Source organism: Sphingomonas canadensis, from assembly GCF_026013525.1.
Lineage (GTDB): Bacteria > Pseudomonadota > Alphaproteobacteria > Sphingomonadales > Sphingomonadaceae > Sphingomonas > Sphingomonas canadensis.
In genome coordinates this window covers 1-635 of sequence record NZ_JAPDRA010000028.1, presented here as the reverse complement: position 1 = coordinate 635, position 635 = coordinate 1, and the positions used below count along the sequence as shown (strand labels likewise).

The window sequence follows — 635 nt, the reverse complement described above, 5'->3', positions numbered from 1 at the left end:
CCTAGGGTCGAGACTCATAACCACCAAGTGACGGCGGCGGCGAGGTAGATGGCGCTGAGGAAGTTGGCGGCGAGTTTGTCGTAGCGGGTGGCGATGCGACGATAGTCCTTGAGGCGACAGAACATGCGCTCGACGGCGTTGCGGCCCTTGTAGAGGGTCTTGGAGAAGCAGCTTTTCCAGCGCCGGTTGGCCTTGGACGGGATGTTCGGGACGGCACCCTGGCGCTCGATCAGGTCGCGGATCGCATTGCTGTCGTAAGCCTTGTCCGCGAGCACGATGGTGCGCGGCGCAAGGTCATTGAGCAGCACATCGGCCGCGCGGCAGTCGGCGACCTGGCCACCGGTCAGCAGGAAGCGGAGCGGTCGGCCTTCGCCGTCGGTGAGCGCGTGGAGCTTGCTGTTGCGGCCGCCCCGGCTGATCCCGATCGCCTGGACGAGCGCCCCCCTTTTCCGCCGCCCGCGGAGCGGTGGGCCTTCATATGGGTGCTGTCGATCAGAACCTCGGCGGGTGGCCCGCCTGCTGCTGCCAGCGCGACGAACAGCTCTTGCCACACGCCCTTCGCCGCCCAGCGCACGAACCGGTTGTAGAGCGTCTTTCTCGGACCATAGCAGGTCGGCGCATCGACCCAGCGCCCG

Annotated in this window: 1 pseudogene; it reads right to left on the bottom strand. The window is 66.9% G+C overall.

Annotated elements, in window-relative coordinates:
* Positions 1 to 14: 14 nt before the first annotated feature.
* Positions 15 to 635, bottom strand: a pseudogene (locus tag OM513_RS20755) (IS5 family transposase); the annotation flags it as partial.